Raw genomic sequence first — 26,057 nt, 5'->3', positions numbered from 1 at the left:
AGAGCGATTTGCCGGTAAACCTGACGTTTCCTGCCAGCTTTGGAGACCGTTGTTTTCGTAATGTTAGCCGCCTGTTTACATGAATCGAAACGGCTCAGTATTAACCTGAGAAGCATGTACCCGGGTCGCATATTTGCCTTCGTTTAATTTCTCTGTCAGCCAGGCCGCAACGCGAGGCTTCATGATTTTCTCCGCATTATGCCCAGGATCGATGATGGCAACTCCAGCCATCCAAGCATCCTGCGCGGTATGGTAATCGACGTCCCCGGTGACAAGTACGTCCGCCCCGCGGAATTGAGCACTCTTCCAATACCGCCCACCGGAACCGCCCAAGACCGCGGCCTTGCGAATCGGCCGGTCCAAATCTCCAACAACACGAACCATCGGCACGTCCAGCCGTTCCTTGACGCGCTGCACGAAGTCGCGAAGCGTAACCGGCTCTGTGAGCTTCCCGACCCGCCCGAGTCCAAAAGTGCGCCCCTTCAGATCCATCGGGTATAGATCATAGGCTACCTCTTCATACGGATGCTGCTTCAGCATCGCTTGAATGACCTTGCTGCGCAGGCTGTGCGGCACAACGGTTTCAATGCGTACCTCTTCGACCCGCTCCAGTTTGCCTTGGCTGCCGATGTATGGGTCGGTCCCCTCTCCGGGTTTAAACGTGCCAAAGCCTTCGATATTGAAGCTGCAGTGGCTGTAGTTGCCGATATGACCTGCTCCAGCATTCAACATCGACTGAAGCACCGGCTCGTGATGATCCTTCGGCACAAACACGACCAGCTTATACAGGTTGTCCGTATGCACATCTTCAAGCGAATCGGCACTTTCAATGCCCAAGACTTCCGCCATCCAGTCGTTCATCCCGCCGTCGGTGACGTCGAGGTTCGTATGCGCGATATATACCGCAATATCGTTTTTGATCAGCTTCTCGTACACCTTTCCCATCGGCGTATCGCTCTGCAAATGAGCCAGCGGACGATAAATGATGGCGTGATGGGCAACAATCAGATCCGCTTCCAAAGCAATTGCCTCGTCCACAACCTCCTCATTTACATCCAATGCCACAAGCACATTGCGAATTTCCTTCTGCAGACTGCCTAATTGGAGGCCAATTTTGTCCCCCTCCATCGCCACATGCTTGGGAGCTAATTGCTCCATGTATTGCACTACTGTTTGTCCTTTGGCAAACATGCCAGCACCTCCTTTAACTGCTCCGATAACCGAGTGAGCTCCGCTTCCTTCTGACGGGAAGCCTCCAACGTCGAAGAAGCCACCGACCGGCGAATCCCCTCCAACTTACGAAGCTCTGATTCCCATTTCTTGAAAAAGACTTCATTCGGGGCTGCCGTTAATCGAGGCCCCATCATAAGCAGGAGCTCGCGAGTTAAGCTGACTCGACCTCCTGCCAGCTGGCGTTCCCGATAGAGCTCCGCATTTCGGGCTTCGGCATCCGGCGTGGTTTCGGCCATCAGCACTTCGTAAATTTTGCCGTCCTCTTCCAGGATCGCCTCTTCAGCCAAATACCAATCGTGCTCAAGTAGCCAGCGGCGGACAAATTCTCCGCCAACATTCGGTTGGAGCACGAGTCGCTTGACACCGACCAGCTTCGCTTGACCCGCATCGAGAATGGAGGAGATCAGCGCCCCGCCCATGCCGGCGATGGTAATCACGTCCACCTCGCCCGGGGTAATGACAGCAAGTCCGTCTCCTTTGCGGACTGAGATGCGCGCCGTCTCCCCGGCCTCAGCCACCTGGCGGCGGGCCGCTTCCAGCGGGCCGTCATTCACTTCGCCAGCAACGGCGAAGACCGCCTGTCCGCTGCGCACGGCAGCCACGGGCAGCAGCGCGTGATCTGATCCGATATCGGCAAACCGGCATCCCGCCGGAAGCCAGTCGGCAATGAGCTGCAATCTAGCTGACAATTTCATGTCGATTCTCTACACCACCCATTTTTTCTTAACCCATAGATAATAGCAGATCTGCCAAAGAGCAAGCGATCTTCAAGTGCCGAGGCATCACAAATCGCATCATCTAGCAACGCACAACAATTTGCATTGCCCCGGGAAAAACGGTAAAATAAAAACCAATAAAGAAAAAGAAGGAAATTATTCCAAAAGTAAGGGGCGACGCTTCACGGACTCAGAGCCGTTCACGACAGTATAGTTCCATAAAGCGCCGCTTTAACAAAAATGACCTTGCTGCTTGGCTGCAGAAGGTCAAGATTGCAGGCGTTAACACCTATTCGAGGAAGTCCTTCAACCGCTTGCTGCGGCTCGGATGGCGCAGCTTACGGAGCGCCTTCGCTTCGATTTGCCGAATACGCTCTCGCGTGACGCCGAAGACTTTCCCCACTTCCTCAAGGGTTCTCGTACGTCCGTCGTCCAGTCCAAACCGTAAACGAAGCACGTTCTCTTCGCGTTCAGTGAGCGTGTCCAGTACATCCTCCAGCTGTTCTTTCAGCAGCTCGTAAGCCGCTGCGTCGGCTGGCGCCAAGGCTTCCTGATCTTCAATAAAGTCGCCAAGATGGGAGTCGTCCTCTTCCCCAATCGGCGTTTCCAGCGATACCGGCTCTTGGGCGATCTTCATGATCTCCCGGACCTTCTCCACGCTAAGATCCATCTCCGCCGCGATTTCTTCCGGTGCTGGTTCGCGTCCCAGCTCTTGCAGCAGCTGCCGGGATACCCGAATCAGCTTGTTAATCGTTTCGACCATATGAACCGGAATCCGAATCGTACGGGCCTGGTCGGCAATCGCACGGGTAATGGCCTGACGAATCCACCAGGTGGCATAGGTACTAAATTTGAAGCCTTTCTTGTGGTCGAATTTCTCCACGGCTTTAATCAAGCCCATATTTCCTTCTTGGATCAGATCCAAGAACAGCATGCCGCGACCAACATAACGTTTGGCGATGCTGACAACCAACCGCAGGTTGGCTTCAGCCAAACGCCGCTTCGCCTCTTCGTCCCCGTTCTCGATCCGTTTGGCCAGCTCCATTTCGTCGTCCGCCGACAACAGCGGGACGCGTCCGATTTCCTTTAGATACATCCGAACTGGATCGTTAATTTTGATTCCCGGAGGAAGCGAGAGGTCGTCGTCGTAATTAAAATCATCGTCATGCGAGTCGTCTCCATCGCCGCGACTGCGATGATCGTCGTCGCCGTCACCGGTGATGTCGATGCCAAGATCGGCCAATTGTTCAAAAAACTCGTCCATTTGCTCGGGATCCTGATCGAAAGGCGAAAGCTTCTCCATAATTTCTTTATAAGTTAAGGATGATCTTTTCTTCCCTTGTTCGATCAATTGATCCCTTACCTGCTCTAAGGTAAGTTCCGTTTCTAGTTCAGTATGTTGATCATTCGTCATTTCTGGCTCCCTCCTCCCTAGAAACATCATCGAAAGTCCGTTCGTCTTACTGTCTCTCTAGGGCAATAATCTCACTTGCAATTTGCGCCGCACGCAAATAGTCACCGGCCCGTTCGGCCGATACCATTTCCTCTTTCTTGCGTTTGATCTGCTCCAGCAGCGGCACCTTTTGAATTTCACGGATACAATCGTCCAACTCCTGTGTGGTCCATTCAGCCGGTGTATCCATCATCGCGATCGAGATGACCGTCTGCTCAAGCCGTTCATCCTGAAGCGAGGATATGAACCGACTGGCATCCGGGGGTTTCCCTTGCGCATAATAGGCGTATAGATAAGCGGCAATCGCCACATGATCTTCGATGTTAAAGTTCGTCCCAAGGCGTTCGCCTACATAGCGGGACACCTCTTCGTCCTGAAGCATGAATGAAAGCAGTCTCCGTTCCGCCACATGAAAAGCGGGCAGCAACGTCGGCATGGATGCCTGCCCTTTTTTATGCCTACCATTATTCCACCTTTCGGGCTTATTATCCCCGGCATTTTCCTTTTTTTGCATAGCTGTTCTCAGCTCGTTGCACTCTTGCTTCAAGCTGTCGAAGGACACCTGCAATTCGGCGGAGAGTTCCTTCAAATAAATTTCGCGTTCGCTTGGGGAGGAGAGCGCCGCAATAATCGGCATCGCCTCTTTGATATAAGCGATCTTTCCGTCTTCTTCTAGCAGTATATGGTTTTTTCTCAGATATATAAGCCTAAATTTAACGGAAGATACCGCACCTTCCAAAACTTGATGACGGAACCGCTCGGCTCCGTACTTTTGGATAAATTCATCAGGGTCCAACCCTTCGCTGAGCATTGCAATTTTCACTTGGGAAAAACCTGCACCTTCAAGGATCGGAATGCTCTTTAAGGCTGCAGCCTGACCGGCGGAGTCTCCGTCATAGCAGACCAACACCTCATCGGCAAGGCTCCGCATGATCGCCGCATGGTGTTCCGTCAAAGCGGTCCCCATGGTAGCAACACCGTTGTGAACTCCGGCTTCCCATGCGCTGATGACATCGCCGTAACCCTCAAACAGGACGATTTGGCCTGTCTTGCGGATCTCGTTCTTGGCTTGATGCAAATTGTAAAGAACTCGGCTCTTTGTAAACAGCTTGCTTTCCGGCGAATTTAAGTATTTCGGTTGCCCGTCGCCGAGCACTCTGCCCGCAAACGCAATGACCTTGCCGTTTCGGTTGTGTAATGGGAAGATGACCCGATCGCGGAAGCGGTCCACATAACCGGTACCGTCCTGCTTCGCTGACAGCAATCCGCCCTTCTCCATCGTTTCCAAATTAAATGATCTCTTGTCCAAAAACTGGACGAGCGTATCCCATCTGGCGGGTGCGTAACCAATCTGGAACGTATCGATGGCCTTGTCGGTAAAGCCGCGGGATTTCAAATATTCCATCGCCGGCTTCCCGTATTCGGTGTTCTTGAGCAAATAATGATAAAGCTTGGAGGACCACTCATGGGCCTGCAGCAGCTCTTCCAACTCCCGGTTACGCGGAGTATCGGCGTAACTTCTGCCTTTATCCTCGTAAGGGATATGCGCCTCGTCCGCCATGATTCTGACAGCTTCGGGAAAGGTTAATCCTTCGATTTCCATCCTGAATTTGATGGCATTTCCGCCTTTGCCGCAGCCATAGCAATGGAAAATTTGGCGTTCGGGTGTGACTGTAAACGATGGGGTCTTCTCCGAATGGAACGGACATAACCCCTTCAAGTACTTCCCCTGCTTCGTTAGATGAACGTGCTTGCTGACCGTATCGACGATATCGTGCTGACGCAGAACCGCCTCGATGACTTCCTCCGGAATGCCACGCCCGGTACTCATCCAAATCACCTTCATCTTTCACGCGTGAGTATTGCTCAAAATGTCAAAAACACCGACATTTTGCTGCTCTCGGGTGACACGTAAATAGTAATTCGCTAAAACTATACATTCTCCTGCAAACGAAGCAAAAGTTTTGACAAAGCGTCGGCAAACCGCTCACGATCCTCGATGGTAAAAGGCTTGGGCCCCTTAGCGCGATGCCCTGCCCGTCTAGCTTTCGCATGATGATGACGGCGTTCGAGCAAATAGTCGATATTTCCCGGATGATAGATATCACCGCGCGGCGAAATCCCATGGCAGTCTCTTGCGATGATCAATGCCGCCAGCCCGTAGTCCTGGGTCACAACGATATCGCCCTTCTCTACATGGGCGGCAATGTACATATCCGCGCTTTGTCCGCTGCGATCCACCTGGACAACCGTCACGCCCGGTTCCGGCTGCAGAACATGATCATATGAGGCCACCATAATCACAGGCACACCAAATCTGCCAGCCGTTTCGGCAATTTCCGCCTTGACCGGACAGGAATCCCCATCGACGACGATCCGCATCCACCACGCCTCCATGTAATACAATATAACCTCGAAATACCTGAATCTAAACAAGACTCAGGTGAAACTCTCGTTTTTTGCCGAATAGCGATGGATGGCTGACGGCAAGCCCATCGCTTGCCGTCAGCCATACTTTTGCTTCATTGCCTTCTATTATGCCCAAACCAATTTGCCGAAATCGGCAAAAGCTTTGAGATCTTCATCAATCGCCGCCAGCAAGGCCAACCGGTTCGTCCGGATCGCATCATCCTCCGCCATAACCATGACGGCATCAAAGAACACGGTAATCGCATCTTTTAATCCGCTGATCAGCTCCAGCGCACCAACCGCGTCGCGGGCAGCCAGCGTCTCCCGGTATTTATCCGAGACCGAACGCCATGCCTCGTACAACGCTTGTTCTGCAGGTTCAGAGAGCAGATCGGAGCGAACCTTCTCACCGGTGGCTTTGGCCGCCAGATTGCTGACCCGTCCAAACGATTCAACGGTTGCTTTGAACTCGTCCTTCGCATCTACCGCTTTCATCAGCGCCTTGCCGCGTGCTACCGTCGAGACAACATCATCATAGCCCGCCGACAGAACGGCGTCGACAACGTCATAGCGGAGGTTTTCGTCCGAAAGCGTCTTTCTGACGCGTAAGCCAAAGAAATCCACCAGGTCCTTCATGATTTCATCTTCGCTGCGTTTCAGCCCGCGGAATTGCTGATGCGTCTCCAGCGCCAGCTTGAAAATCTCCGTAAGCGAAACGGACAGCTTATGATCCACGATGATTTGCACAATGCCGGCAGCCTGACGGCGCAGGCCGTACGGATCCTGGGAGCCGGTTGGAATGATCCCAATGGAGAAACAGCCAACAATCGTGTCAATCTTATCCGCGATGCTGACAATCGAGCCAACAGTTGAAGCAGGAACGGCATCATCGGCAAACCGCGGCTGATAATGCTCAAAGATCCCTCTGGCCACCGCTTCGGGTTCGCCGGCTTTACGGGCATAATCTTCACCCATAACTCCTTGCAATTCAGGGAACTCGTAAACCATCTGAGTTACGAGGTCAAACTTACAAATTTCCGCTGTACGCGCAGCAGCTTCGGCTGTTCCGGTATCCGTCCCCAGCATCGCCGACAACTTCTCGGTATTGCGACGGATGCGGCGCACTTTGTCCCCGATCGTACCAAGCTCATCATGGAATACGATACTTTCCAGCTTGGACAGCGCGTCTTTAATCGCCAACTTTTGATCTTCCTCATAGAAGAATTTCGCGTCGGACAACCGAGCACGAAGCACCTTCTCGTTCCCGCGGGCAATCACGTCCAGCGACGTGTTGTTCCCGTTACGCACGGTGACGAAGTAAGGAAGCAGGTTGCCTTGCGCATTCAGTACCGGGAAGTAGCGCTGATGTTCGCGCATCGAGGTAATGAGCACTTCCTGCGGAATGTTCAGGAACGATTCTTCGAACGTACCGTACAGCACCGTTGGCGTCTCGACCAAGAACAGGACTTCCTCCAGCAAATCTTCCTTCACGGCGATGTGCCAGCCTTTTTCTTTAGCCAAGGCGTCGATTTGGTTCTGGATCAAAGCTTGACGTTCATTAACGTCTGCGATCACGTGCTGGCTGCGCAGCGTTTCCACATAGGCTGCGGGCTCTTCGATGACGGTTTCCGTTCCAAGGAACCGGTGTCCCCGCGTCACGTTACCGGATTTCACTCCAGCGATTTCAAGCTCGATGACGTCTTTGCCGAACAACGCCACCAGCCAGCGAATCGGGCGCACGAACTTAAAGTCGTAATTGCCCCAACGCATGTTCTTCGGAAAATTCATCGCCTGCAAAATGCCCAGCAATCCGTCAGCAAGAAGACTCGATGTCTCTACACCAATTTTGCTTTTGCTGACATAAACATACTCCGTACCGCCAACCTCACGGAACGTAAATTGCTCCGGGTTGGCTCCCTGGCTGCGGGCAAAGCCAAGTGCTGCTTTACTCCACTGTCCGTTTTCATCCAGGGCGATTTTACGCGAAGGCCCTTTTACTTCCTCATGCACGTCCTCTTGCTTTTCTGCCACATCTTTGACGAGGACAGCCAATCGGCGAGGGGTTGCATAAGCCTCAACGGCTCCGTGTTGAATGACCGATTCCTCCAGCCATTTCTCCGTCCGCTCCTTTAATTGCTCCATCGCGGCGCGGATGAACCGGGCCGGCATTTCTTCCAGTCCAATTTCAAACAACAGATCCTTAGCCACGTGCAGCACCCCCTTTCTGAAGCATCGGGAATCCAAGCTTCTCACGTTCCTCTAAATAAGTTGCTGCAACTTGACGGGCCAAATTCCGCACCCGCGTAATATATCCTGTCCGTTCGGTGACACTGATCGCCCCACGGGCATCCAGCAGGTTAAACGTATGCGAGCATTTCAACACATAATCGTAAGCAGGGTACACCAAATGCTGCTCCATTGCTTTGTTCGCTTCTTGCTCGTACATGTTAAACAGCGTAAACAGCATTTTCACATCGGAGATTTCAAACGTGTATTTAGAATGCTCATATTCCGCCTGATGGAAAACATCACCGTACGTCGTGCCGTCCACCCATTCGAGCTCGAACACGTTCTCCTTGTCTTGAATGTAGGAGGCCAGGCGCTCCATCCCATAAGTGATTTCTACGGCGACCGGGTTCGTTTCGATCCCGCCGACTTGCTGGAAGTAAGTAAACTGCGTAACTTCCATACCGTCCAGCCAAACTTCCCAGCCAAGACCCCATGCGCCTAAGCCCGGATGCTCCCAGTTGTCTTCGACAAACCGGATGTCATGCTCCAGCGGGTTAATGCCGAGCCGCTTCAAGCTTTCCAGGTAAATCTCCTGGATATTGTCCGGCGACGGCTTCATGATCACCTGGAACTGATGGTGCTGGTACAACCGATTTGGGTTCTCCCCGTAACGGCCGTCCGCTGGACGACGGGAAGGCTCCACGTAAGCCACATTCCACGGCTCCGGGCCAATCGAACGCAGGAACGTCATTGGGTTCAGCGTACCGGCCCCTTTCTCCACGTCATACGGCTGCACGACGATGCAATTCTGTTCTGCCCAGAACTGCTGGAGCGTCAAGATCATTTGTTGAAAGTTGATACTCATGGCGAACCTCATCTCCTAACCTTCAGGTTTGTTCAGCAAGCATGGGCTAGAAGGGAAAAATAAAAAGCCCCCGCCTCTACGCCTGCTGTCAGACGTAGGGACGAGAGCTGTAAGTTCCCGCGGTTCCACCCTACTTGATTTGCCGCCGCCTCCTGTCGGAGACCATCGCTGCAAATCCGCTTTTCACGATCGGTTTGTGCTCCCGGGCTGCCGCTTCACAAGACCGTCTATCCGGGCTCCCACCCTCCCCGGTCGCTTGTTCCCTCTCCTGATCCTCAACATCGACTCAGAAAAAGGGGGTCATAGACTTCTTCTTGCTACTCTTCCCGTTCAACGCACAATTCTCCCTCTTGCACATTACATTTTGAGGGAGAAAGTCTTTTATATATTAACTAATTTTATCTCGTTCGTCAAATTTCATACTTGTCCAGTTGATCGAGAAAATGACGGGATTTCAACTTCAGCCCAAGCTGCATATCCATGAAGGCACGCATCACGGTCTTTAGCTCCCGTTTCGTCTCGTCCTTCACCTCGACGTTTCCGAGCCGGCGCAGGTCCATTTTCTCAAATAACATGAGCAATTTAAGCACGCCCGGTGTGACCTGCATCGCGGCCGGATCTTGATGGCGGCAGGATCGGCAAAGTCTCCCGCCTAGACGCGGGCTGACATGCGGTGAATCGTCGACCCGCCCGCAGGAGACGCAGCTTTCAAATGAAGGTCCATAGCCTGCGGCCTGCAAGATTTTCATTTCGAAGAGATGGATGACGATCTGCGGGTCCTTGCCCGACGACAACCCATCCAGGCAAGCCTTCAATTGAGTGAACCAGAAGCTGCCCACCTCTTCATCCTGCAGGGTCTTGTCCAACAGCTCACAGGCATACGAAGCATAGGCCGCGAGAAAAATGTCCTCACGCAAAGAAAAGTGAGACTCAATCATCTCACCCTGGTTCAAGGTGCCCAATCCGCCGTTTTGGCGGAAGAACACGTATTCTCCATGTGTAAAAGGCTGAGTCAGGGCCCCGTGGCGGCTCTTCACCTTTTTGGCGCCGCGCACCAGTACCCCGATTTTGCCACTCGTTTCGGTACATAATGTAATAATTTTATTGCCTTCCCCATAGTCCATACTGCGGATGACAATTCCTTCCACCCTGTAGAGCATTTCGTTTCCCCCAAACTCGCCTCTCCCGCCAAATCCGTACTACTCGGCTTCTTCCTCTAGAATCAGCTCTTCGGCAGCCGCAGCCTCCTCCTCATACGCGCTGCTGGCTTCTTTGTAAAGCAAGTAAGCATCGACATCTCCAGTCATCGCAAAATACTTCCACGAAAAATCTCGCATTCGTATTCACCCTTTCTTCGGAAATGACGCCTGCATCTACAAAGATAGGATGTGCGCATGAACGGGATCTATGCGTTGCAATAACTCCCAGTATAAAGCTAGAACTAGACGTTACGCCTTAAGCGTCCTTATGGAACCCGAGGTCCTTCAAGATCCGTTCTTGGTTCCGCCAGTCTTTCTTCACCTTCACCCATAACTCAAGAAAAATCTTCGATCCAAGCAAGTTCTCGATATCTTGCCGGGCCAGCTTGCCTACTTCCTTCAGCAGCGCCCCTTGCTTACCGATAATGATCCCCTTCTGGGAATCGCGCTCTACAAAAATGACCGCGGAAATGTACACGACACCGTTCTCCTGTACGCGCATATCTTCAATCGTGACAGCGATGGAGTGCGGCACTTCCTCGCGGGTGAGATGCAAGATTTTCTCGCGGATCAGCTCAGCGCAGACAAACTGCTCCGGATGGTCCGTAACCTGATCCTCCGGATAATACTGCGGTCCTTCCGGCAGGTATTTGCCGATCTGCTCCAGCAGCCGGTTCACGTTGTTCCCCAGCATGGCGGAAATCGGTACGATTTCGCTAAATGGATAAAGCTGACTATACTCTTCAATCAACGGCAGCAATTGTTCTGGCTCTACGCGGTCGATTTTGTTCAGCACCAGAATGACCGGTGTCCGTACATCCTTCAGCCGTTCGATGATATAGCGGTCTCCACCGCCCAATCCTTCCGCCGCATCCACGAGGAACAATACGGCTTCGACTTCGCCAAGGGTGTTGAGCGCCGTCGTATTCATGTAGTCGCCAAGCTTCGATTGCCGCTTGTGAATCCCTGGCGTATCCAGGAAGACGATCTGCATCTCTTCCGAAGTATAAACGCCATGGATTTTATTCCGCGTCGTTTGCGGTTTATCGGACATAATGGCGATCTTCTGCCCGATGATCTGATTCATCAGCGTGGATTTCCCCACATTCGGGCGTCCCACAATCGCCACAAAACCGGATTTGAATTTTGCTTTTGCCATATCGTGAGTTCCTTTCATGTGACCTGATCCGTCCTTCCGTCGGAATCGGTCCGTGTTGGTTCTGGGAAGTCATGTTGCGTGAGATCTGTACTGGTTTCTGTATTGGTTTCTGTAGTTGGTTCGTTTTGGGGTTCGACAGTTGGTCTAATCCGTCCGTGCGTAACGGAACGTAGAGACCTTATTTGCCAATTTCCCGGGAATTTCCCGCGCTAACGGAACTCAGAAGCCTTATTCGGCGCTCACAACGATCATACCCAGCGAAAGATCCGAATTAACGTCTCCTGGTTCCGTTAGAGATCCAAATCGCCTCAATAAAGCGAAATAACGTCTCTCCGTTCCGTTAGAGATAATCCCGCCACTTACTTCTGTTCCTCCAAATGGGACGGACCGAAGGCGTAGGGCAGCAACTCCCGTACCGTGGTCTGACGGATGTCGCCCTTCAGATTACCCAGGATGACAGGCATGTCCGGCCCGCATAGCTCAAACAGCACTTGACGGCATACCCCGCAAGGCGCAACCGGTTCTTCAGTGTCGGCAACCACGGCGATGGCTTGAAACGTTCCGGGTTGATGCCCGTCGGCAATCGCCCGGAACATCGCGGTACGCTCCGCACAGTTTCCCGGGGAATAAGCCGCATTCTCGATATTGCAGCCGTGATGAACCTGTCCTTTACTATCCAGCAGAGCTGCCCCAACGCCAAATCCCGAATATGGAATATATGCTGCTTTGCGGGCTTCGATCGCTTCTTTCATCAGTTGACCGTAATCCATAACCCTATCATCTCCTTCAACCATAGCAAAAATAAGTTACAGGGAAATCCACAGTCCATCCCGCCGTTATCAGGAGCACTGACCTTACAGCAGCCCCAACCAACGCATCAATGGCTGATAAAAAATCAAGATCCCGATGACTACGGCGACGACCGCAGCGACCAGTACAGCCCCGGCCGCGGCATCCTTAGCGATCTTGCCAAGTCGATGCCACTCAGGGGCTGCGAGATCTACAACGGCTTCAATCGCCGTATTAACGAGCTCAAGAGAAATAACTAAGGCGATGACGAGCAGTAATAAGGCTACGTCTCTCGCGGGGAGGGATAACGCAATCGCCGCGGCAATCACAATGACCGCCGCGACGCAATGGAACCGCAAATGCCGCTCAGTCTTCAGCGAAGTAACGATTCCCTCCAAGGCACATCGAAAAGATGAACTCCAGCGGCGCGACGGCTTCATTAGCGAACAAGCCCTACCTCGGCAAGCGCCGCTTCTTGTTTACCCATCATTTCCGCCTCACTGACCGCATCCTGATGATCGTAACCTAACAGGTGCAGGAACCCGTGTACAAACAAAAATCCAATTTCCCGCTCCAGCGAATGACCGTACTCTTCACTTTGCGCTTTGGCCCGTTCCACGGAGATGATAATATCTCCAAGCATATCGGTCATATCGTCCAACTCTTCATCTTCTTCCAGCTCATAGACGATTTCCGGCTCTTCCTCCAGCGATTCGTTCATCGCAAACGACAACACATCGGTCGGCCGGTCGATGCCGCGATAATCACGGTTTAATTCGTGGATCGCCTCATCATCTACGAATGTAAGCGCCACTTCACCTTCCGTGATGCCCTCCGCTTGTCCAGCGATCTGCAGCACCCGCTCTAAGAGATCAATCAGCTCCTGACGGATCTCCATTTTATCTTGCTCATTGCTCCAAGCCAGCTGTAGGCCCATTAGCGTTTTGCCCCCTGTCCTTCTCCTCGTTCTCTTTACTCTTCTTCACTTCCTCCGGATACTCAATCCGGGAATGGAAGATGCCCATGACCGTTTCCTTTAACGTTTGGGCGATGATATCGAGCTCCCGCATCGTCAGATCACATTCGTTAAACTGGTGATCGTCTAAGCGGCTCTTAATAATCTTCTCGATCATGGACTCCACTTGCTCTACCGTTGGTTTGCGCAGAGAACGTACCGCTGCCTCAACACTGTCAGCAATCCCAACTACAGCCGCTTCCTTCGATTGAGCCTTCGGCCCCGGATAACGGAAATCATCCTCCGTGAAGTCCGGCTCGACGCCTTGTTCCTCCGCTAAGCGCAGCGCTTTGTGGTAGAAATAATGCAAAAACGTCGTTCCATGATGCTGCTCGGCGATATCCCGGATCGGCTTCGGCAGCTTGTACTCCTTTTGCATCTCCACCCCATCTCGAGCATGGGCGATAATAATCGATTTGCTTAACTTCGGATCGATAAAGTCGTGTGGATTTTCCATGTTGTTCTGGTTTTCGATAAAATAGCTCGGCCGCTTCGTCTTCCCGATATCGTGATAATACGAGCCAACACGGCACAGCAGTCCGTTGGCACCAATCGCTTCGGCGGCCGCTTCCGACAGGTTGCCGACCATCACGCTGTGATGGTACGTCCCCGGCGTCTCCGTCAACAGCTTGCGCAAGAGCGGGTGGTTCGGGTTCGACAGTTCCACAAGCTTAAGTGCTGAGAGAATGCCGAAGGTGACCTCGAAGAACGGCATCAAGCCGATGACCAAAATCGTGGTCAACAATCCTCCCGCCACAGAAAATCCAAGCGCATATAACGTGCTGGTTTGCGTCCAGTCCTGATTATCAATCAACTGCAGGGCAAAGATCGACAGCGCGCCAAACAAGCAAATCATAATCCCCGCCTTGAGCAGCGTAGAGCGCTGGCTGGCCCGGTGAATTGCAAAAATGGCAGCAAACGAAGTCACTAAAGCGAAGAACCCAAACTGAAAATCAAAAATTTCGCTTTGCCGCTGATTCAAAATGATGCTAGCCAGGACGCTAAACAAAAAGGAGCAGAGATACGCAAGCGGCAAGTCCAATAGCAGTGTAATCAGCATCGCACCGGTAGCAATCGGGGCTAAATACCCGACAAAAGCCTGCTGCTCGCTCTGCAGAATGTTGATGACATGCATCGAAGCAATCGTGATAAAAATAATAAGCAGCAGCATAACGAACTGCGCGTTGTTGTATTTAAACCGGCTGGCGCCTTCCGATTGACGAATAAACATAATCAGCCCGGTCGCCATCAACAATGACAGCAAAAGAAGCCCCAATTGCGGTGAATAATCAACCTCATCTTTGAGAAGGCCGTTCTTCTCCAGCAGCGTGTACATTTCCTGGGTAATTCTCTCACCCTTATGTACGAGCACGTCCCCTTGCTTAATATACACCGTAGGCGTATTCTCGCGCGCTTCCACCTTCGCCGCCTTCGTCGCCTCTTCATCATAGAACTTATTCGCGGTGATGGACAGACGAGCAAGCTCCTGTACGACCTCGCGTGCCGTCCGTTTGCTTAACGAGCTGGTGCTGACCATTTCCGCAACTTTTGCCCGTGCGGTCTGCGCTTCAACGATTGGATCCGCCGTCAGCCGGGCTACAATATCCGCAGCAACCGGCTTCATCGCGTTGATATCCTCTGAGGTTAAGCGAGGAATTTTGATAAACGTCTCTTCCGAGATGTGATATTGCTGTTCATCAATGCGCTGAGTTACTTCCTCAAATAAGGTCGCCGAATAAACGCTGGAATTCCGATTGTTCATGATGAAATTCTGCACATGATCCTTCACCCGCTGCGGCAGTTCCTCGCGGTAGATCTTGATCTTATCTTCCTCTGAAACCTGGTCGTCCTGGTTCAACCGAAAGATCCGGTCAAGCATTTGCGCGACAAGCGTTTCATTGCGGAGCGGCAGAATGGTATAGACCTGTCCTACTTTCTCAGCCGCCTCTTCTTGCGCTTTCAGCGTCGCCTTCGTATCCGGAATGTCCATCGGCGCCAAGATTTCCTTCTCGCTTGGCAAACCTACCGCAATGTCATACGTTTCGGGCAACAGTTTGGGCGCCAAGCTGACGTAGAACATAACGACAAGCAGCGCGAACAGAACATAACGCACGCTGGTGCTATACTTCCATCCTGCAAACCTGGATTGTAACGCGCTTTTCTTTTGCTGATCGTCATTAGTCATATTAGACAGCCCTCCTGAACATGGTAAACCCTAACAACATCCCAGAAGCTTACCCTAAGTTTTCGGCAGCGCGGTCGTACGCCATAATGATCTTCTGGACCAGCGAATGACGAACGACGTCGGACTCGGCAAATTGGACGAACCCGATCTCTTCGATCCCGCTCAAAATTGCCTTCGCTTCGACCAAACCGGATTTCTTCCCTTTAGGAAGGTCGATTTGCGTCACGTCCCCGGTAATGACCATTTTGGATCCAAAGCCCAGCCGCGTCAGGAACATCTTCATTTGCTCCGGCGTCGTATTTTGAGCTTCGTCCAAAATAATAAAGGAATCATCCAGCGTCCGGCCCCGCATATAGGCAAGCGGCGCGATCTCGATTAAGCCGCGCTCCAACGCCTTCGCAGTCTGCTCCGGTCCCATGACATCGTACAATGCATCATACAGCGGACGCAGATAAGGATCCACCTTCTCCTGCAAGTCCCCCGGCAAGAATCCCAGGCTCTCCCCTGCTTCCACCGCCGGCCGGGTCAAAATAATCCGTTTGACCGAGCCTTCCTTCAGCGCGCTAATCGCAAGAACAACGGCCAAGTACGTTTTGCCTGTCCCAGCTGGGCCGACACCAAACACAACGTCCCGTTTCTTAATCGTCGTAACGTAGTGCTTCTGCCCGATCGTCTTCACCCGAATGGGCTTGCCGCGATACGTGATCGCAATTTCACCTTTATATAAATCAAGCAGCTGATCTGCACGGAAATCCTTGGCCAAATCGACGGCATATAAAACGTCCCTTTCGGTCAAGATATATCCGTTCCGAATCAGTTCCAGTAATACCACAAACAACTGCTCTACCTTCTCCGCTTCGCGTTGTTCCCCGCGGATGGTAATTTCCGATTCTCGCAAAACAATGCTTGCTGGTAAATGCTGTTCAATTAACTTCAGGAACGAATCCTGAGGGCCAAATAAAGAAAGTCCTTCAGCCGCACTGTGAAGCGGTAATTTGATGTTCACCAGTTGTTCCGACAAATAGCCTCATTCTCCTTGATCTTGTACTATCGGCACTTCTTCCGCAATGTTCTGTTCTACTTCGAAATGCACTTTTATATAAACTTTACCATTGTCCGCCTTCTCATGCAAAATTTTTTGATCGAGAATGACGCTATCTGTGCCGTATTTCGCCAGAATATCGCGTTTTGCTCGCTCAATCCCCTCTTGTTTCGCCTGTTCTTCCGTCCGTTTCAACTCAAGCTCCGTCGTTTCCATCACCTTCTCGGTCATCCAGCCAATCGGGAGCTTCCAACCGCGCCATGTCAGCGGATCCTGATCCGTCATCGTCTCGGATTGCGCATAGCTCACTTTCCCATAACCGGTGAACTGAATTGCAGTATCACCAAAATATAAATACCCCCGTTGCTTGCGCTCTCCTGTATAAACCTTCTGTTTATATACTAGCGGCACTTGGATATTATACTCGTGCCAGACGATACCGCGAATCTTCGCTACGGGCATGATCGGCTTGCCGCCCTGGAATCCCGACACCAGCACTTGTCCTTTCTTCACCCGGTCGTTCTTCCTGACCTCCGGCTGACCTCTCTCCGCATAAATATGGGTGATCACCGCGTCATGCTTGCTGACCAAATGGCTTGGGCTAACCAGCTTCTGATCCTTAGGCTTCGTTGCCTCCACGACTTGGATCGTGATTTTCGTCCCTGTACGAGTTACCCCAACCCAGGACGCACCCGGCAGCTTGCGGCTCAGCTCGGCAGACAGCTTGTCCTGCTCAGGCAAACGAAAAATCCATTGAAACGGATAAATCCCCTCCTGTCTCGCCGCTTGGAGAATGTCTTGGGAGGCAATTTCCTTGTTGCCTACCACCTCGACATCCCAGACTAGCGAAGATAAGCAAAAAATCGCCGCAATAAATAAAGCGAATCCGGCGATAAACCCCTTCCGCTTCCACACGCGGCCTAATACAAACGGGAGCCCGGAGCGGCCCTGAACCGACAATCGGCAGCCTGTCCGTTTCAAGAGCGGCCGCAGCCGGAAGAAATCGGGCAGCGCGATCTTCATGTTCATTTGCCCCCCAGGCAAGGGCTGGACATCCCAAATGTCGATGCCCTGGTGAGATAACTCATTCACAAGCTGTTCGATCGATCCTCCGCGGACCGTGACGGTAACGATGCCTCTCAGCTGGTTTAAAGCCGGTGATTTCACGCTTCATTCCTCCGTTCCACGATATTTAATGCCGAAGATCCGGCCCTCCACGACCACTTCTTCAGGCATGATAGCTTTAATAACCAAACCGCTTCCCTCAACTTCCAGCGTTCCTTCACTCAGCGCCAGATGCAGCGCTTCGGGAGAGAAGTGGACCACACCCCGATGATTCTCTATATATAGCTGCTGACCTCCAATTAAGGTGAGCCTCGGCAAATCGAATACAAGATCACTTGGCAGGTCGAGCGCATCGACCGTCCATTTGCGAATTTTGCGGACAAACCGGCTCATATGAGGCAATCCTCCTTCCCCTACTGTACAAATTATGCGGCCCTGCTTGGATTTATGAGAAGGGAAAAGGGAAAGCAAAAGCCAAGGCTGCATAGGACGGCAACCTCGGCTTGCATAGGGGATATATAATGAAAAAACACCTTCTACGAATACATCGTAAAAGGTGTTTGTCTCTCGAAGTTATGGCAAAAGCTGTTGAACCGTCTGGTTTACGAGCTTACCGTCTGCCCGGCCTTTTACCTTGGGCATCAGTGCACTCATCACTTTCCCGAGATCGGCTTTCGAAGAAGCACCGGTTTCCTGGATGGTCTGCTGTACAATGACTTTAATTTCTTCTTCGCTTAGCTGTTCGGGAAGGTACTCAGCAAGGATCTCCGCTTCCGCTTTCACTTGCTCGGCAAGATCGTCACGACCCGCTTTCTCAAATTCTTGGAGGGCATCTTTGCGCTGTTTGATTTCACGACTTAGGATATCAAGCACTTCATTATCGTTCAAAGTTCTTTTCAAATCTATCTCAAGATTCTTGATCGTAGCACGAACCATTCGAATGGTGGAGAGCTTGAACTTGTCTTGACTCTTCATCGCTTGCTTCATATCTTCGTTCAATCGCTCGCTAAGATTCATCGTTGATTAAATCCTCCTAAAACTTTCTCTTACGAGCAGCCTCGGACTTTTTCTTGCGCTTTACGCTTGGCTTTTCATAATGCTTACGTTTCTTCACCTCAGCCAATACTCCATCTTTCGCGATGGAACGTTTAAAGCGACGAAGTGCAGCATCAATTGTCTCGTTTTTGCGAACTTTAGTTTCAGACACCAGTTTTCCCTCCCTCCGACCAGACCGTCCAAGAGCATAACACGGTTCATCAAACTTCATTATAGGGGAAAGAGAAATAGGGTGTCAACCTGAGCACCGGCTTTTTTCTCTTCCAAATTCTAAAAGGAGTTTTATAGCGCGTGGGAGCTAGAGGATTGTACCAATGCGCCCAGCTTGGCGCCTCCAATCAAATGATAATGCAAATGCGCGACCGCTTGTCCGCTGTCAGGTCCGCAGTTATTGATCAGCCGGTATCCGCTCTCTGCCACGCCTAGCTTCTTCGCGACTTCCTGCGCAACGCGATGCATCTCACCGATCAGACCAAAATCTTCAGAAGCCACGTCATTCATGGAAGCGATATGCTTCTTCGGAATGACCAGCACATGTACCGGCGCAGCGGGTTGGATATCGTGGAAAACGAGAACGCGATCATCCTCGTATACCTTGTTTGACGGGATCGATCCTTCAACGATTTTACAAAACAAACAGTTGTCCATCAGAAAGCCTCCTAAACAGAATCTGTGATAGCTTTCATTTTACCGAAAACAGGCAAAAAAAAGAAGCACCCTGCCGCCTCACAGAATGAGTTGGCTTTACGCACGGACGTATTGGACGGAAACAGCTGTCGACTCTTTCTGTAACCAATACGTCCGGCGGGGTGCTTGTAAATAGGATGTCGGCTAACTGTAGTATAACAGCAGGTTGATACTGTTACTGTGATGTGCATCACGGGCAAACAAATATTTTAAACGAAATTGCGCGTGTCGTTGTTCCGTGCGATCTTGTAAGCTGCCAGCAGGAAGAAAACTAGAGCGAACGCGGCCAGAACGGACAGGTTAAACCCGATCTGAGCTAAGCTTTCGCCTTGCTGCAGGTTTTCAATCGACTGAAGCACCCAGTGCTGCGGCATGAACTCAGAGATTCTCCGCACCGCTTCCGGCATGATCTCGCTCGGGAAGAAGCAGCCTGCCAACAAGCAGGTTGGCGTCACAATGATATTTTGCAGCGCGCTGGAGATGCCGCTGTTCTTGGAGAACACGACGATGACGAGCGACAGGCCGATCGATACGAGCGCAAACAGCATCAGAAGCAGCGCCATTCTTCCAAACGGCACCCCGGTATCGATGTGGAATACAACTTCCAGGAAGAACAGGGTGACCACAATCTGTACCGCCATCACAATGAGATTGACTATTAAGATGGAAATGACAAAATGCTTGGCGTTGATTGGAGAAGAAATGATGCGGAAGAAAGTGCGGTCCTCCCGACTTTTCAGAATCAACTCCGACAAATTCACGGCCGACATCATCATCAACATAATGAGAAAGCCAATCGTTTGATACGTCATCGCCTGCTTTTGCTCGACAGAACTGTCAGCCGAATGAACGGTGAACGTAATCCCGGACTGTTGATATTCTTCGTAAAGCTGGGCGAATTTCGCCTCGTCTCCCTGAGCCACCCGGCTTAGGGCTGCCAAATTCCCAGTGTAATTGTAGAGCATCGCTTTCATGTAAGCAGTGACCGTTGTGCCTTTGACCGATTGAATTCCGATATGGTCAGGCTCCCCGGCAAGGATGCTATCGGAATAACCGGCACCCAGCACCAAACCGCTGTCCAGCTGACCGGCGGCCAGTTGCTCGCGAAGCTCCGACTCCGTCACTTCCGTCAACCGAATTTGATCCAGTCCTTCCAGAAACCGAATCGTATCCGTTGCAATTGGTTTATCCCCGTCTTGATTCACTACGCCAACTCGCAGTCCGGCATCTCCCCCGTTGCCATAAATCATCAACGATAATAAGATTCCGGCCAGCGGCAGGGCTACATATAAAATAAGATTACTGCGTTTACGGAACGTCTTCCGCAGCGTTTGGGACGTCAACCACCAAATATCCTTAATCATGTTACAGGCCCTCCTTGCGCCGCATCATCCAGGCTGCCGCCGCCAACAGCACGACACCTAAACTTAAATTTAAAGCTACGACCGGCCACATCGCCGAAATTTGATTGTTATAAATAATTTGCGTAATCGCTACGTTCGCCCATCGAACCGGTGACAAGTTGGCTGCCGCCGCCAGCGGACCAAGTTCCCCCATCGGAAAGTACGCTCCTCCTAAGAATGCCGCGACTTGAGTAAAAATCAAGATCACGCCTTGCGTCGCCGCCTCTTTCAGCACATAGCTTACTGCGAGACCCAGACTGACGGCCATGATTACTTCCGAGCTTAGCACTGCCATCACCGCACCCGGATGCTCTCCCCAATAAGCATTAAAGGCAAATTTACTAAAGAGAATCAGGAGGATGACGCACAACAGGTTCGTCACCATGTTGCCAAGTACTTTACCAGCGAAAATCTCACCCTTGGCAACCGGAGAGGCTGCTAGCCGCATGCTGGTCCCTTGGCGAATCTCCCCGGTAATCAGCCGGCTGGCAGACAGCGAGCTCCACAAAGCGATCATCGAGGTCATCGCCATCGCGTAATAATCGATGGAGCCCGGCTGACGGTCAGCTGCAATTGAAGTCTCTTTGATATATTCCCGCTGATTCGCCGCACCTGCTGCCAGCGCCCCTTCCGCCTGGCCGGGAGCGTTCTTCTCAATGGCCATGATCGCGTTGTATTGCTGGGCAAAGGCTGTCAGCATTCCTTGCACGACGTTGCCTTGAATCGGATCCCGGCCGCTTAAATAAAGCAACACACCTTGATCACTCAGTTCTACGTACTCATCGTAATGGTCGGCTTCAACCTCTTTCTGAGCGTCTGCGCCCGGAGCCAGTTGCTCGAACGTTAATCCCATACCGGCCGTCTCTTGGGAAAAAGCCTGGAAGGCTTGCGTTAAAGCCGGATTCTCACCGTTGTCCTTCACCAACACCCGAATATCCCCAATCTGGGCCGTACTCTCAAAGGCATTTGTCAGGGCAGTGCCTAGAATTAAGATCAGCACAATCGGAAAAGCGAGCATAAACACCAACGTCCAACGGTTGCGAACCTCCTGCTTGAGCTCCTTAAGTGCTATCGATATCGTATTCATTTCTCAAATCTCCTCCCAAAGCAATCGGATTGCGATCGCTGCCCTAGTCACGCAAGTTACGTCCGGTCAGCGTCAAGAACACCGTTTCCAGATTTGGCTCCTGCTCCTCGACAGAACGAATGACCGCCCCGCCGTTGATCAGCTGCTTCAGGATGCCGCTCAAGTTATCCACCGACAGGTCGCTATGGATGCGAATCTCGGATTCATGCGCCGTTGCCGTCCTTACCCCTGGCAAGCGTCGGATCAGCCACAAGAACGCCTCACCATCCTGTTTCAGTTCAATACGCACTTCCTTCATGTCGGTGATCGTGGCGATCAACTGCTCTTTCGTGCCGTCCGCGATAATTTTGCCATGATCGATAATGGCGATCCGGGAGCAGATTTCTTCAACTTCCTCCATGTAATGGCTCGTATAAATGATCGTGCAGCCCATTTCATTCAGCTTCCGGACGGAGGTGAGAATATAGTTACGCGACTGCGGATCAATGCCGACCGTAGGTTCATCCATGATGATCAGCTTTGGCCGATGCGCGATGGCACAAGCGATGTTCAGCCGCCGTTTCATCCCGCCGGAAAAGTTCTTTGGAAAGCTCTTCGCCTTATCCTCCAGACCGACAAACCGCAGCGCTTCCTCCACCCGTTCCTTCAGCTCCGCTCCCCGCAAGCCGTACAAGCCGGCGAAAAACTTCACATTTTCGTAAGCAGTCATATCTTGGTAAATCGCCAAATCCTGCGGAACAATCCCTAGGTTCATTTTGGCGAAACGGTTGTGCTTGCTAATGTCTTTCTCCAAAATGCGGATCTCCCCGCTCGTTGGTCGCAGCAGCGATGCAACCAGATTAATCGTGGTGCTCTTGCCGGCGCCGTTGGATCCTAGAAACCCAAAGATCTCCCCTTCCCGCACGGATAAGGACATATTATCAACTGCGATAAAGTCGCCGAATTTTTTCGTGAGTCCGCGAATCTCTAAAACGTTCATTGCAACCTCTCCATTCTGCTTCGTTCTTGACCCTATTGTAGAAAAAAAGGATGCCCTTATGTCAGTGCATAAGTTCATCCTTTGTGCATGAGAAAATTCATATTGTCTTGGGGGCGGCTCCCCGTCAATGAGGTTCTTCATGGTTTGGGAGATACGTAGGGGATTAAAGTAGTCACCTTAAACCCTTGCGCGCCGTCCGCAATGACCGTGCCGTTCACCGAGGCTGCGCGCTCTTCCATGCCGATCAGCCCCATGCCTTTAACGATCTTGTCTTGACCACGTCCATTATCCGTTACAACGGCTTGAATCCATTGCCCGAGAACCCGCACCTCAACCTGTACAAAGGTCGCTCCACTGTACTTGGCTGAATTGGTCAGCGCCTCCGTCACGTTGTCATAAATGATTTTCCAATACAGCGGCGTAATTTTCTCCAGATCGCCGCTATGGACGACCAAGGTCTGCAGGCCGGAACGGTTGCCAAACGCTTCGACAGCGCTCTTCAGCCGATGGATCCCTAACTGCTCCACCGGAGGCTTCAGGTTCTTCAACGTTTGTCGGATCCGTTCAATCGATTCCTGGGCGATGCCAATCGCATTCTGCAGCAGCTTCTCCGCCCCGGCCGGGTCAGTGTGCAGAACACGCTTGGCGGCCTCCATCTGGATCAGCGCCCCGGTCATCGAGTGGCCGACGCCATCATGAATTTCCTGAGAGAGGCGATTTCGCTCTTCCAGCTTATACGTGTATTCCGAAGCCCGAATGAAGTCCTCGTTGTCATTCAACTGCTTCCTTAGCTTATCCTGCTTCAAACGCAGCTTGTCCAGCTGCTCCTCCTGCCGGTTTAACCTCAGCAACAGACGATAAAAAAGATATCGATTAAACCAACTGATGATCACGATAAACGCATAAACCACTGCCAGCGTCCCTTTCAGGAAGAGGAGCGGGATCGCAAGCAACGCCGCAGCTAAGACGAGCGGGCTCTTCCCCTTGACCATTTCATAGGCGGTTGGCGGCAACAACAGCGCGAACTCCGGAGAGAAGTATACCGCACAACAGACGCAGTAGATCAGCATTGCTCCATAGAGCGCATTTCGATACGCCATTTTGGGAAGCAGCAGCGCCGTGAGGTCCAGAGCCAAATAAAGTAAAGCGAACAAGATCAGCCAAGGGGACGGGGAAGCTTCCCTGATATAAATCAAAGCAATGGCCAGGCCCAGCACGAGCCACTTATTGCCGATGCTCCACCGTTCCATAAGTTAGCGGACCCTCCCGGTCAAGTAATAAATAGCGATTTGCGTACGATGCTCCAGCCCGGTTTTGTTCAGAATCGAGGTGATGTAGTTGGCTACGGTTCCCTCCGAAATAAAAATGTCCTTGGCGATTTCCTTGTTGGACAAGCCCTTGGCAATGCGAGACATGACTTCCAGCTCCCGTTCGGTGAACCGCGCCAGATCGCTTGGCGACAGACCGGTGCCTTCCGGAGTTATCGCAGCGGAAGGGGCCGCCGGTGAAGCAGCCGTATTGGATTGCGCGCTCGCCGATTCCGGCGGAGGCGATACAGCTGTATCCTGCGAAGCCCCGCCAGAAGCAAGCGTCTGCTTCAGCTTATCCAGCACCACGTCCTGCAAGACGTTGTGGCCGTAATACACGCTTTTGATCGCGTCGCGGATACGTTCCGGGTCGTTATTTTTCAGCAAATAGCCCTTCGCGCCGAAACGGATCGCGTCCATGATATATTCATCGTCGTCAAAGGTGGTCAGAATCAGCGGCTTCGCCAGCCCTTCCTCCGTCAGCAGCCGGGTTGCTTCCACCCCGTTCATATTGGGCATCCGCACGTCCAGCAGCGCTACATCTACCGGGTTAGCGCGGCAGTAGTCGACCGCCTGTTGCCCGTCCTCTACGGTCTCCGCCACCTCAAACTCCTCGAAGCTATTTAAAATAATTCGCATTCCCTCACGAATAAACGAGTTGTCATCTGCGATCAGCACCCGTATCTTCATCCTGCTCCTCCGTTTCGTGTCCTTACTCAGGCAGCTACAGCCGTTCCAGCTTAATTTGGGAACCCGCCCCGCCGCTGTCCGCTGGAATGACCACCAGTTTGCGGGCCAACCGGGTCTGCAGCTCGGCAACGTGGCTGATGATCCCCACCGAGAGATGGTCGTGATGCAGGTGCTCCAGCGAGGTGATGACCGTATCCAGCAGTTCGGGATCCAGCGTTCCAAAGCCTTCGTCCAGGAAAAAGAATTGCAGCGGATATTGGCCGCGAAGCTGAATCTGTGCCGACAAGGCCAGCGCCAGCGCCAGGGAGGCGAGGAAGGTCTCCCCGCCGGACAATGTCGCCACCGGGCGCTTCACGCCGCCGCTTGCATCGTCGCGGATGACAAAGCCGCCGCCAGAGTCGGTTTCCAGCGCATACCGCTGCTTCGTCAGAAACCGCAAGCGTTGGGAAGCGGCATGACTGACGTTCATCAACTGCTCCTCCGCGACATACTCAACGAACGCGTTCCCGCGCAATGCCGATTGCAGCTTAGCGAGCAAGCCGGCTTCATGCTCCAGCTGGCTGCGGACCTGCTCCAGCTCCTGCCAGCGGACATGCCGCACCTGCAGGTCCTCCCAGTCCCGCTCGGCCCGGGCCTTGAACTGCAGGGCCGCTTCATCCTGCTCTTTTGCCGCAGCGAGGGCCGCTCCAATGTACTGCCATTCCTCGTCGCTGACCGTTTGCCCCGACAGCTTGGCATCCAGCTCACTTAGGCTGATGACAAGCTCCTGCTCCCGGCTGCGGTGTTGCTGCACTGTCTCCACGAGCAATTCCGCTTCGCCCGGGGCCAGCAGGTTATTTAATACGGAAGCTTCCTCCTCAAAAGGCGAAGCCTCCAGCGCCTGAACCCAGCGGACCTGAAGCTCGGCTTCCTGGTCCCGGGCCGCTGCAGCGGCTTGGGCCGCCAACGCTTCCGCTTTGGCGAGCTCATGGCTGCGGGCCGCGGTTTCGGTCTGCATCGACCGGCTGCGTTCCGCCTGCTGACGAAGGGTTGCCAGCTTCTCCCGGGCTTCGGCAAGCAGCTCATCGACCGGTCGTTCCCCGGCCACGGCGTGCAATCTCTCCTGTTTCTCCCGAAGCAGCTCCTGTTTTCCCTGCTCCTGTACTTCCCATTGCACGAGCGTTTTGTCCAGCTCGATTATTTCGCCGGTTAATGCCTGCAGCTTGGCCGTCTTCTCCTCGATAAACGGCACGCTGACAGCCAGCCGCCCCCGCAAATCTTCGGCCAGCCGATCCTTGGCGGCATACGCCTCCATTTGCCGGGCGGCTTCCTCCGGCGAGAGGCCCGGGTACAGCTCGGCCCACTCGCGCTGCTTGGCCGCGAGGGCCTCACGATGCTGCGCGCTGCGGGCGGCCGCCTGCTTCAGCTGGCCGGAAGCCGCGGCTTCCGCCGCTTCGGCAGCGGCACGCTGCGGCTGCAGGGCCGCCAGCGCGCTTTGCGCTGCGCGGCC

The 26,057-nt window shown here is 52.7% G+C and carries 26 protein-coding genes; all 26 read right to left on the bottom strand.

Going from position 1 to position 26,057, the window contains the following annotated elements; genetic code table 11:
- Positions 1–75 precede the first annotated feature (75 nt).
- Complete coding sequence (locus PBA01S_RS03980; protein WP_085169642.1) at positions 76–1,191, bottom strand: Nif3-like dinuclear metal center hexameric protein; 1,116 nt, start codon at positions 1,189–1,191, stop codon at positions 76–78.
- Complete coding sequence (locus PBA01S_RS03975; RefSeq protein WP_127575393.1) at positions 1,167–1,928, bottom strand: tRNA (adenine(22)-N(1))-methyltransferase; 762 nt, start codon at positions 1,926–1,928, stop codon at positions 1,167–1,169. Before PBA01S_RS03975 ends, PBA01S_RS03980 begins: the two co-directional genes overlap by 25 nt.
- Before the next feature lie 310 nt (positions 1,929–2,238).
- Positions 2,239–3,363: an RNA polymerase sigma factor RpoD gene (rpoD, locus tag PBA01S_RS03970; protein ID WP_016311467.1), complete on the bottom strand. Its 1,125-nt coding sequence runs from the start codon at positions 3,361–3,363 to the stop codon at positions 2,239–2,241.
- Positions 3,364–3,409: 46 nt separating this feature from the next.
- Complete coding sequence (gene dnaG / locus PBA01S_RS03965; RefSeq protein WP_127575392.1) at positions 3,410–5,233, bottom strand: DNA primase; 1,824 nt, start codon at positions 5,231–5,233, stop codon at positions 3,410–3,412.
- Between the two features lie 101 nt (positions 5,234–5,334).
- The gene (locus PBA01S_RS03960) at positions 5,335–5,784 is read right to left on the bottom strand and encodes a YaiI/YqxD family protein (protein WP_016311465.1); all 450 of its coding nucleotides are present in this window, start codon (positions 5,782–5,784) and stop codon (positions 5,335–5,337) included.
- Between the two features lie 153 nt (positions 5,785–5,937).
- Complete coding sequence (glyS, locus tag PBA01S_RS03955; protein WP_127575391.1) at positions 5,938–8,019, bottom strand: glycine--tRNA ligase subunit beta; 2,082 nt, start codon at positions 8,017–8,019, stop codon at positions 5,938–5,940.
- Entirely contained in the window at positions 8,012–8,899 is an 888-nt protein-coding gene (gene glyQ / locus PBA01S_RS03950) for a glycine--tRNA ligase subunit alpha (protein WP_036645656.1), read from the bottom strand. Before glyQ ends, glyS begins: the two co-directional genes overlap by 8 nt.
- 416 nt (positions 8,900–9,315) lie before the next feature.
- Positions 9,316–10,065 carry a DNA repair protein RecO gene (gene recO, locus PBA01S_RS03945; protein ID WP_085169645.1) on the bottom strand — a complete coding sequence of 250 codons (750 nt, stop codon included), beginning with the start codon at positions 10,063–10,065 and terminating at the stop codon, positions 9,316–9,318.
- 39 nt (positions 10,066–10,104) lie between these two features.
- The gene (locus PBA01S_RS03940; protein WP_085169646.1) at positions 10,105–10,242 is read right to left on the bottom strand and encodes a YqzL family protein; all 138 of its coding nucleotides are present in this window, start codon (positions 10,240–10,242) and stop codon (positions 10,105–10,107) included.
- Between the two features lie 118 nt (positions 10,243–10,360).
- Positions 10,361–11,263 carry a GTPase Era gene (gene era / locus PBA01S_RS03935; RefSeq protein WP_016311460.1) on the bottom strand — a complete coding sequence of 301 codons (903 nt, stop codon included), beginning with the start codon at positions 11,261–11,263 and terminating at the stop codon, positions 10,361–10,363.
- Between the two features lie 359 nt (positions 11,264–11,622).
- Positions 11,623–12,033 carry a cytidine deaminase gene (gene cdd, locus PBA01S_RS03930; protein WP_016311459.1) on the bottom strand — a complete coding sequence of 137 codons (411 nt, stop codon included), beginning with the start codon at positions 12,031–12,033 and terminating at the stop codon, positions 11,623–11,625.
- 84 nt (positions 12,034–12,117) lie between these two features.
- Positions 12,118–12,492, bottom strand: a complete 375-nt coding sequence (locus tag PBA01S_RS03925; protein ID WP_127575390.1) for a diacylglycerol kinase family protein — start codon at positions 12,490–12,492, stop codon at positions 12,118–12,120.
- Positions 12,492–12,989: an rRNA maturation RNase YbeY gene (ybeY, locus tag PBA01S_RS03920; RefSeq protein ID WP_127575389.1), complete on the bottom strand. Its 498-nt coding sequence runs from the start codon at positions 12,987–12,989 to the stop codon at positions 12,492–12,494. Before ybeY ends, PBA01S_RS03925 begins: the two co-directional genes overlap by 1 nt.
- Positions 12,961–15,252, bottom strand: a complete 2,292-nt coding sequence (locus PBA01S_RS03915) for an HD family phosphohydrolase (protein ID WP_127575388.1) — start codon at positions 15,250–15,252, stop codon at positions 12,961–12,963. Before PBA01S_RS03915 ends, ybeY begins: the two co-directional genes overlap by 29 nt.
- 49 nt (positions 15,253–15,301) lie before the next feature.
- Entirely contained in the window at positions 15,302–16,273 is a 972-nt protein-coding gene (locus PBA01S_RS03910) for a PhoH family protein (protein WP_085169650.1), read from the bottom strand.
- A 6-nt stretch (positions 16,274–16,279) separates the two neighbouring features.
- The gene (gene yqfD / locus PBA01S_RS03905; RefSeq protein WP_085169651.1) at positions 16,280–17,461 is read right to left on the bottom strand and encodes a sporulation protein YqfD; all 1,182 of its coding nucleotides are present in this window, start codon (positions 17,459–17,461) and stop codon (positions 16,280–16,282) included.
- Between the two features lie 3 nt (positions 17,462–17,464).
- Positions 17,465–17,752, bottom strand: a complete 288-nt coding sequence (yqfC, locus tag PBA01S_RS03900) for a sporulation protein YqfC (protein ID WP_016311453.1) — start codon at positions 17,750–17,752, stop codon at positions 17,465–17,467.
- Positions 17,753–17,932: 180 nt separating this feature from the next.
- Positions 17,933–18,376, bottom strand: a complete 444-nt coding sequence (locus PBA01S_RS03895) for a GatB/YqeY domain-containing protein (protein ID WP_009225545.1) — start codon at positions 18,374–18,376, stop codon at positions 17,933–17,935.
- A gap of 16 nt (positions 18,377–18,392) precedes the next feature.
- The gene (gene rpsU, locus PBA01S_RS03890) at positions 18,393–18,566 is read right to left on the bottom strand and encodes a 30S ribosomal protein S21 (RefSeq protein ID WP_005547957.1); all 174 of its coding nucleotides are present in this window, start codon (positions 18,564–18,566) and stop codon (positions 18,393–18,395) included.
- A 131-nt stretch (positions 18,567–18,697) separates the two neighbouring features.
- Positions 18,698–19,063 (bottom strand): histidine triad nucleotide-binding protein, encoded by a 366-nt coding sequence (locus tag PBA01S_RS03885; protein ID WP_016311452.1) that lies wholly within the window; start codon positions 19,061–19,063, stop codon positions 18,698–18,700.
- 248 nt (positions 19,064–19,311) lie between these two features.
- Entirely contained in the window at positions 19,312–20,466 is a 1,155-nt protein-coding gene (locus PBA01S_RS03880) for an ABC transporter permease (protein ID WP_127575387.1), read from the bottom strand.
- Between the two features lies 1 nt (position 20,467).
- A complete protein-coding gene (locus PBA01S_RS03875; RefSeq protein WP_085169653.1) occupies positions 20,468–21,592 on the bottom strand; it encodes an ABC transporter permease in 1,125 nt (374 codons plus the stop codon).
- A gap of 43 nt (positions 21,593–21,635) precedes the next feature.
- Positions 21,636–22,571, bottom strand: coding sequence for an ABC transporter ATP-binding protein (locus tag PBA01S_RS03870; protein ID WP_127575386.1), 936 nt, complete (start codon positions 22,569–22,571; stop codon positions 21,636–21,638).
- A gap of 137 nt (positions 22,572–22,708) precedes the next feature.
- Positions 22,709–23,821, bottom strand: a complete 1,113-nt coding sequence (locus tag PBA01S_RS03865) for a sensor histidine kinase (protein WP_127575385.1) — start codon at positions 23,819–23,821, stop codon at positions 22,709–22,711.
- Between the two features lie 3 nt (positions 23,822–23,824).
- On the bottom strand, positions 23,825–24,568 hold the full coding sequence (locus PBA01S_RS03860) for a response regulator transcription factor (protein ID WP_127575384.1): 744 nt from the start codon (positions 24,566–24,568) through the stop codon (positions 23,825–23,827).
- A gap of 34 nt (positions 24,569–24,602) precedes the next feature.
- On the bottom strand, positions 24,603–26,057 hold a 1,455-nt coding region (locus tag PBA01S_RS03855; RefSeq protein WP_304363567.1), incomplete at its 5' end, for an SbcC/MukB-like Walker B domain-containing protein.

The sequence above is a fragment of the Paenibacillus barengoltzii NBRC 101215 genome (assembly GCF_004000745.1).
Taxonomy (GTDB): Bacteria; Bacillota; Bacilli; order Paenibacillales; family Paenibacillaceae; genus Fontibacillus; species Fontibacillus barengoltzii.
Note: the sequence above shows the minus strand (reverse complement) of the source record. Positions and strands in the feature narration are given on the sequence as shown.